This is a genomic window from Alphaproteobacteria bacterium (genome assembly GCA_030740435.1).
In the GTDB taxonomy this organism is placed as follows: Bacteria; Pseudomonadota; Alphaproteobacteria; order UBA2966; family UBA2966.
The window spans coordinates 1-7943 of the sequence record JASLXG010000013.1; the positions used below are offsets into that span (position 1 = coordinate 1).

At 65.4% G+C, this 7943-nt stretch carries 8 protein-coding genes; 2 read left to right on the plus strand and 6 right to left on the minus strand.

Annotation, left to right across the window (positions count from 1 at the left end; translation table 11 throughout):
* Positions 1 to 227: 227 nt before the first annotated feature.
* Together QGG75_01645 and QGG75_01650 are read right to left on the minus strand one after the other, a co-directional pair.
* Complete coding sequence (locus QGG75_01645) at positions 228 to 1754, minus strand: AMP-binding protein (GenBank protein MDP6065949.1); 1527 nt, start codon at positions 1752 to 1754, stop codon at positions 228 to 230.
* Positions 1751 to 3172 (minus strand): aldehyde dehydrogenase family protein, encoded by a 1422-nt coding sequence (locus tag QGG75_01650; protein MDP6065950.1) that lies wholly within the window; start codon positions 3170 to 3172, stop codon positions 1751 to 1753. The genes QGG75_01645 and QGG75_01650 overlap by 4 nt, the downstream gene beginning before the upstream one ends.
* Before the next feature lie 236 nt (positions 3173 to 3408).
* Between QGG75_01650 and QGG75_01655 the strand changes: the two genes are divergently transcribed.
* Positions 3409 to 4635 (plus strand): MFS transporter, encoded by a 1227-nt coding sequence (locus QGG75_01655; GenBank protein MDP6065951.1) that lies wholly within the window; start codon positions 3409 to 3411, stop codon positions 4633 to 4635.
* On the opposite strand, the gene QGG75_01660 is transcribed toward QGG75_01655, so the two are convergent.
* From QGG75_01660 to QGG75_01675, 4 genes are read right to left on the minus strand one after another with little or no spacing between them, the layout of a single operon-like run.
* On the minus strand, positions 4627 to 6207 hold the full coding sequence (locus QGG75_01660; GenBank protein MDP6065952.1) for an AMP-binding protein: 1581 nt from the start codon (positions 6205 to 6207) through the stop codon (positions 4627 to 4629). The two genes, QGG75_01655 and QGG75_01660, sit on opposite strands and share 9 nt — an antisense overlap.
* The gene (gene dtd, locus QGG75_01665) at positions 6204 to 6647 is read right to left on the minus strand and encodes a D-aminoacyl-tRNA deacylase (GenBank protein MDP6065953.1); all 444 of its coding nucleotides are present in this window, start codon (positions 6645 to 6647) and stop codon (positions 6204 to 6206) included. The genes QGG75_01660 and dtd overlap by 4 nt, the downstream gene beginning before the upstream one ends.
* Before the next feature lie 57 nt (positions 6648 to 6704).
* Complete coding sequence (locus QGG75_01670; protein ID MDP6065954.1) at positions 6705 to 7136, minus strand: type II toxin-antitoxin system VapC family toxin; 432 nt, start codon at positions 7134 to 7136, stop codon at positions 6705 to 6707.
* Positions 7133 to 7360, minus strand: a complete 228-nt coding sequence (locus tag QGG75_01675) for a prevent-host-death protein (protein ID MDP6065955.1) — start codon at positions 7358 to 7360, stop codon at positions 7133 to 7135. Before QGG75_01675 ends, QGG75_01670 begins: the two co-directional genes overlap by 4 nt.
* 166 nt (positions 7361 to 7526) lie before the next feature.
* Between QGG75_01675 and QGG75_01680 the strand changes: the two genes are divergently transcribed.
* Positions 7527 to 7769 (plus strand): type II toxin-antitoxin system prevent-host-death family antitoxin, encoded by a 243-nt coding sequence (locus QGG75_01680; GenBank protein MDP6065956.1) that lies wholly within the window; start codon positions 7527 to 7529, stop codon positions 7767 to 7769.
* Positions 7770 to 7943: the final 174 nt, after the last annotated feature.

Here is a 7943-nt window from a genome sequence, read left to right on the forward strand (position 1 = left end):
ATCCAGCGCTGTCAATTTGCCCATGCCACCAAATCCTAGTGCAGTCCCACATTTGGTCCCACACAATATGCCGATCACAAGTGAACGTCAATGAACCCGAGCACCATCTAACTATTTGATATTAAGTCATACAATGCAAGAACAGCGAATGTCAGCGAACGGCAACAGCCATGGGTTATGCAGACGTCCCCTCCGCCATTTGCCCCCCAGGGTAGCCGCCGGGAGGCTCACCGGGTCAGGGCCGCAGCCAGTTTCAGGCGTTGGATCTTCCCGGAGGGGCCTTTCGGGAGTTCGTCCAGCAAAAAAATGGCATCGGGGCATTTGAAAGCGCCCAGCCTGTCGCGGCAAATGGCCAGCAGGTCCTCTTCCGAGGCCTTGGATCCCGGCTTCAGTTTCACCGCCGCCGCCACCCGCTGGCCATATGTCTGGCAGGCCCGCCCGAAGGCCGCCGCCTCGACCACGTCCGGGTGGCTGTAGAGCGCCTCGTCGACCTCGCGGGGGGCGATATTCTCACCTCCCTTGATGATCAGCTCCTTCCGGCGCCCGGTTACGAAGACATAGCCGTCCCGGTCCATATGTCCCAAATCGCCGGTCAACAACCAGCCGTCCGCGGTGAACGTCTCGCGCGTGGCCTCCGGGTCGTCGAGATATTCCAACATGACATTGGGCCCGCGCACGGCGATCTCGCCCTGCTCACCAGTTCCGGCCTTTCCCCGGGCGCCGACAATCCGGGCTTCATTGCCGATGGCGAGGCCGGGGGAGCCCACTTTGCGCACACCCGGCGGCAGCGGATTGGCAAGAATTTGCGCCGCCGTCTCGGTCAGCCCCATGGTTTCCACGATAGGTATCCCGAAGCGCTCCTCGAAGGCCGTTTGCACTTGTGGCGCCAAGGCGGACGAGGCGGAGCGCGCGAAGCGCAAACGCTCGACCACCGCTTTCGCGGGCGCCATCTCGCCGTGCAGGAGATGGGAAATAATGGTTGGCACCACGGAGAACCAAGTCGCCTCGAATTGGCCGCATTGTTGCCAAAACCGCGAGGCCGAAAATTTCTCGGCCACAACCGCCGAACCGCCGGATACCAGCGGCCCCATCAAGGTGACGCAAAGCCCGTTGATGTGGAAATAGGGCAACACACAGAGCGCCCGGTCGACGGTGCTCAACTGGTGGGCCAGCGCGGCGGTCCAGCCGCCGGCCAGCAGGCTGGCCTGCGAATGCACCACCCCCTTGGGCCGGCCCGTGGTTCCCGAGGTATACATCAACAGCGCCTGATCGCCTTCATTGACGGCCTCGAGCGCCGCCGAATCGCTGGCTTCGGGCCAGTCGATCCCGTGATTCACCGCAAGCACGCTGACAGCGGCGGCATGGCAGGCGAGAGCAGCCTCGAAGGTCTGGCGCTGGCCCTCGCCGACAAAGACGAACCGGGCCCGGCTGTGGCCGATGGCATAGCCCATGGCCTCGGGCCCGGCGGCCAGATTGAGGGCCGTGGCGCGAAATCCGCCGTAGAGCGTGCCGAACAGGCAAAGCACCGCGTCCCGCCCATTGGCCAGGCACAAGGCGACGCTTTCTCCCTTGGCGATGCCGAGCCCGGCCAGGCGGCCGGCGATGGCCGCGGCCCGGGTTCGCAATTCAGCCCAAGTGAGACGGCTTTCGTCCTCGGCGAAGATATGGCTCACACGGTCGGGGGTTTCCCGAGCCCGGCGGTCGAGCCAGTGGCGCACCGATCCTGCCGGCGGCTTTGCCGGCGCGAGGCTCACCTGCCGACCTCGTGCCAATATTCCCGGTAGATATCGTCGAGAGAAGGTTGGCGTTCGGGGATAGTGCGCACCACCCTGGTGACGTTGATGAAGTGCTTCCAGTGCAGGTTTTCGTCGATGGAGTTCCCGCCCCAACTGCCGCAGCCCATGGACAGCGAAAACGGCATGCCGTTGTCGAAGGCGCCGCCGGTGGCGAAACAGTGCCCCTGGTTGACGATCACCCGGCAGGTCGGCAGCTCCCGGCCCAGGGCCACGGCGCGATCATCATTGGCCGTATGGATGCCGACCGAATGGCCGGCGCCTTGATGGCACAAGATGCGCCGCGTGATTTCCTTGGCCTCGGCGAAATCCTCGGCCCGGTAAAGGGCGGCGACGCGCGAGAGCTTTTCGCCCGACAGCGGATGCGCGGGGCCGATGCCACTTGTCGGCACGGCCACGAACTCGGTCCCGGACGGCACTTCTGCCTGCAAACCCAGCGCCGCGATCAAGACATCGGCATCCTTGGCCAAGGCCATTTTGTTGAGCCGGCCTTGGGGCCAAAGGCGCTCGACCACGCGGGCTTCCAACTCGGGCGCCAACACGCAGCCGCCCTCGGCCGCCAGGGCCGCGACGAAGGCGTCATAAACCGCGGCGACGACGACAATGGCATTTTCCGAAGAACACGACGTGGCATTGTCGAAGGTCTTGGAGGCGGTAATCTTCCTGGCGGCCTGGCCCAGGTCGGCGCTCTCGTCGACAATGACGGTAACGTTGCCCAGGCCCACTCCGATGGCCGGCGTGCCGGAGGAATAGGCCCGGCGCACGTTGTCCTGGGAGCCCGTAACGACGGCCAGGTCGGAAATTTCCAGCAGCCGCTGGGTCCTGGCCTTGGTGCCCGGCGCCGGCACCATCTGGACCAGGTCGTGAGAGATGCCGGCTTTGTCGAACTCGGCGTGGATGTGGCCCAGCAAGGTGGTGCAGCTTTCAATCCCCTTGGGCGAGGGCGCGAGAATGATGGCGTTGCCGCATTTCAAGGCGTTGATGACGTTGTTTGCCGGCGTCGCAATGGGGTTGGTCGAAGGCACCACCGCCCCCACGACGCCGATCGGGCGGGCGATTTCGGTGATGCCCGTAGCCCTGTCGTCCTTGATCACGCCCCAGGTCCGGGCCTTGGCGATATCGCGCATCAGACCCAAGGTTTTGCGGTGGTTCTTGGTGATCTTGTCGGCGACGTTGCCCAGCCCCGTGGTGGCCACGGCCAACTCCGCCATGGCCCGGTTGCGCTCGGGCTCCATGACCGCCCAACCGGCGGCCAGGGAGGCGCGGTCATATCGGGCCTGGTCGGCGCCCTTTTCGAAGTCGGCCTGGGCCAGGCGGGCGCGGGCCAGCAATTCGTCGACGATGGCGGTGTCTGGGGCGGTACTTGGGATTTCGGACATGGAGAATCCCTTTTATGACAAAGGAAGGGGCCTAGCCTCCAACCTAAACGTTATCAGAGGCCCTTCAAGAGTTCCCGCGGGAAAACCTTGCGGTCCTTCGCCGCTTCTCTTGGGCGGGGCTCGGGCTTGGGCTAAGCTTGAAAGCTTCCCCGTGGGATCCACCATGGGTAGGGAGACGGTTGCAGGCCGGCTCCTGGCCCGCATTTCTCACCCCGCCATCGCGCAACAGGCAAACCGTGAACCAACCATCAAGAGCCGCGGGCGGCCGCCCGATCTATCCTTTCGTGCGCCTGGCCGCGGCGCTGGCGCTGATGACCATCGGTGCGGCGCCGATGTACGCCTCGATCATGATCCTGGGGCCGCTGGCCCAGGAGTTCGGCATCAGCCGCGGCCTGGCCTCGTTGCCCTATATGGTATTCATGATCGGCTTCGGCACCGGCGGCGTGGCCATCGGCCGGCTTACCGACCGCTTCGGCATCATGGCGCCGGCGCTGCTGGCGGCGCTGCTGCTGGCGGCCGGCCTGGGGCTGGCGGCCAGAGCCGGGGGCGTCTGGGAAATCGCGCTGTGGTTCGGGCTGCTGGCCGGCGTCGGTGCCTCGGCCACCTTCGGGCCGCTGGTGGCCGACATCTCGCACTGGTTCGTACGCCGCCGCGGCCTGGCCATGGGCATCGCCATCAGTGGCAGCTACGTGGCCGGCGCCATCTGGCCGCCGGTGATGCAGAAACTGATCGACGCCCAGGGCTGGCGTGCCGCACTCGGTGATGTCGGCCTCTTTGCCCTGTTCGCCATGCTGCCGCTGGCCATGCTGCTTTATCGCCGGCCGCCCGAGATGGCCACTGGCGGCCTGGGCGAAGAAGCCCTGGCGGCCCGGCCGCTGGGCTTTTCGCGCCTCACCCTGCAAAGCCTGGTCTGCTGCGCCGGCATCGGCTGTTGTGCCGCCATGGCGATGCCCCAGGTGCACATCGTGCCCTACATCGTCGACCTCGACCACGCCGCCGCCCGCGGCGCCGAGATGCTGGCCCTGATGCTGGGCTTCGGCGTCATCAGCCGGCTCACCTCGGGCTGGATCTCGGACCGCATCGGCGGCCTGCGCACCTTGCTGCTGGGCTCGGTGGCCCAGTGCCTGGTGCTGGCCGCTTTCATGCTGGCCGAAGAGCTGACCACGTTCTATGCCCTCTCCGTCGCCTTCGGGCTGGCCCAGGGCGGCATCGTGCCCTCGTATGCCATGATCATCAGGCGCTACTTTCCCGCCGGCGAAGCGGCCTGGCGCATCAGCCTGGCGTTGCTGTTCACCGTCATCGGCATGGCACTGGGGGGCTGGATGGCCGGCGCGCTCTACGACCTGACGGGCAGCTACACGATCTCATTCCTCAACGCCATCGGCTTCAACCTGATGAACATGGCGATTGCCCTGACACTGCTACGGCGCCACCGCCGCCGGCACAGCCGGGTTTTAGTTTAGGAGACGCTTGAGCTCGTGTTTCTGGATCTTGCCCGTGGCGGTGAGGGGGAAATCGTCTAGCCACATTAGCCTTACCGGCACCTTGAAAGACGCCAGGTGCTGTTTGCAATGCGCCGTGATCTCTTCGTCGGCGGGCCGAACCGCCCCCTCGGCAGGCTGCAAGAACGCCACCACCTCTTCGCCGAATAGCTCGTTCGCTGCCCCCACCACGGCGGCCAGGCCGACGCCCGGGTGCATGTAAAGCACGTCTTCCACTTCGGTCGAATATATGTTCTCGCCGCCGCGGATGATCATGTCCTTCTGGCGGTCGACAAGGTAAAGAAATCCCTCGTCGTCGAGGTAGCCGAGATCGCCGGTGTGCAGCCAGCCGCCGCGCAAGGTCTCGGCACTGGCGTGGGCGTTGTTGAGATAGCCCCGCATCATGTTGGGGCCTTGGCTGATCAGCTCGCCCACCGTGCCCGGCATCACGTCCCGGTCGGCGGCATCGACCACGCGGCGGCTTCCGCCGGGAATGGCCAGACCGATGGAGCCGTTCTTCGCCCGCGCCCGGGCGCTGTCGAGCGAGGTGATCAGGCCCACCGATTCGGTCTGGCCCATGTTGTGCACGAAGTGGGCGCCCGGGAACAGCGCCTGCATCTCGTCCATGCGCTCGGTGGCCATGGGGGCGGCGCCGTACTGGATGACCCGGACGCCGCTCAGGTCATGGTCAAAGCGCTCGGCCGAGCCGGCCATCATCAGCAGCATCGAGGGCACGGCGAAGAAGGAATTGACGGCGTGTTTCTCGATGACTTGCAGCATGCGCTCGGTGGAATAGGTCTCGATCACCACGGTGCCGCCGATGTGCAGCACCGGCAGCGTCATGACGTGGGAGGCGATGTGGAAGAGCGGCATCATCGAGAGGTAGACCAGCTTCGGATGGTCGTATTCGTTGCAGGGCAAGCTCTGCAGCACCATGAAGATCATGCCGCGGTGGTCGATGATGACGCCCTTGGGCCGGCCGGTGGTACCGGAGGTGTAGTAAACCGCGGCATCGGCCGTGATCTTCGGCACGGGCGGCATGTCATGGCCCAAGACCGGGGGCAGCACCTCGCGGTCGACCAGGAAATGCCGGGGCGCGATTTCGGCCTCGGCCTCGGCCGCCCCGACGACCTCGAGGAATTCGCTTTCCAGCACCACCAGCCGGGCCTCGGAATCGGCAAGCTGATACGCCACTTCGCGGCCCACCAGCTTGGTGTTGAGCGGCACCGCCACGATGCCGGCCGCCAGCATGGCCAGATACCAGATGACATAGTGTTCGCTGTTGCCCACCATCAGGGCGGCACGCTGGCCCGGCTCGAGGCCGGCCTCGTGTACCAGCCAGGCCGCCGCCTGGTCGATGGCGGCAAACAGCGCGGCATAGCTCAAGGTCCGCTCCCCCGCCACCAGGGCCGTCTGCTCAGGCAGGCGCTCGGCCGTGCGACGCAGGAAGGCGGTGAAGGAAAGCCGGCCCTCGATCCCGTGCTCGGCCGTCATGCGGGCGACGAAATCCTCCGCCGCTTCGGCGAAGGGCCGGTTGCGGACCGGCAGGCTCATGTCGCGGTGTCCATCCAGATCGTCACCGGGCCGTCGTTGACCAGCCGCACCGCCATGTCGGCGCCGAAGCGGCCTTTGCCGACCGCCACGCCGTGGCCGGCGAGGGCTGTGCAGAAGTCTTCGTAAAGCGCCTCGGCCTCGTCGGGTGCGGCGGCACCGGTGAAGCCCGGCCGGTTGCCCCGGCTCAAGTCGGCGGCCAGGGTGAACTGGCTGACCACCAGGGCGCTGCCGCCGCTCTGCACCAGCGAGAGGTTCATCTTGCCGGCCTGGTCGGCGTGGATGCGCAAATTGGCGATCTTGCGGGCCAGCCGCTCGACCTCGTCTGGTCCGTCGCCGGGTACGGCACAGACCAGAACCAAGACGCCCGCCCCGATCTCGCCCAGCACCTCGCCGGCCACCGTCACTCCCGCTTCGCTGACGCGTTGCACCAACGCTTTCATGGCTTTCCCTCCCGTCTGTCCAGGATCACTATAAGGGAGGTCCGTCGAAAGCGCGCTTCAGTCGAACCGCACCACTTCGAAGCCCAGGCTTTGGGCCGCTTCGATCATCACCCCATCGGCGCTGGCGATGGCCGTGGCGGCGGCATCGCGGGCCACCGCCAGATGCAGCGCAGCGAAGGTGCCTAGCGCCAGGCGGCGCAGTGCCGAAAGCAGCTCCAGGGCGACAATCGCCTGGCCGTCATGAAGCGGCCGCAAGTCGAGGAAACCCTGCACCACATCGTTTTCGAAGGTGGCGAAAGCGCGCCGCTCATGGGCCTCGGACAATTCCCCGGCGCGGCGCCGCCGGCCCAGCAGGCCGCGCATTTCCATTACCGTCAGGCGGCTGATCAGGGCGCCACGCTGGCCCCGGATATAGGCCTCGAAGTTCTGCGAACGGGGCTCGTTGAGATACCACTTGGCCAGGGCGGAGGTGTCGATGTAGGGGCTCATCGCGCCTCGCGGTTCTGGCGCAGCAGCACCTCGCTGCCCACCTCGAGCCTGGGCATGGCGGCCCTCAAGTCGGCGTGCGATGGCGGCGCTGCCTCGACCAGCGGCGGCAACAGGCGACCGATGGCCTTGCCGTGGCGGGTGATGACGATCTCCCCTTCGCGGGCCAGCAGCTCGTCGAGACGGCTGAGCTCGGCGCGCATCCGGCGGATGCCGATGTGGAGCATGGCGGAGAATCCCGTTTGTGTCACATTTTATATGATTGTGTCACAATTGCCGCAAGGACAGCAAGTGGCGTGAACCGCTGCACCGGCGCGGCGAAAAACAATTCTCTCCACTTGCCTGCCGCCGCCCCACGGAGCAATGTAGTGTCATCACTACATTGAGGCGAAAATGAAAACGGTTTCGGCCCGTGAGGCCAACCAATCCTTCTCCAGATTACTCGCGGCGGCTGCCGATGGCGAGGAGGTGCTGATCACACGACGGGGCAAACCCGTGGCCAAGCTGGGGCCGGTCTCGGCCGTGAAATTCGATGACAGGCGGGCGGCCGCGGTGAAGAGCATGATTGAGCTCATGAAGCGGGGAATACCGCTGGGTGGCGCAAAGGTGGTCCGGGACGAGATCTACGAGCGGTGAGAATCACCTTCGACACCAATATTCTGGTTTATGCTGGGAAATGTCGGATGAAAGGCGAGGAAGATGAGTTACGCAACAATTTCTACGTGGAAAGGTGATCGGTCCCCAGATGATGACATGATTGCCATGTTGAACTCGAAATATGCTCCAGCTCTCAAAGCAATGGGGGCGGTT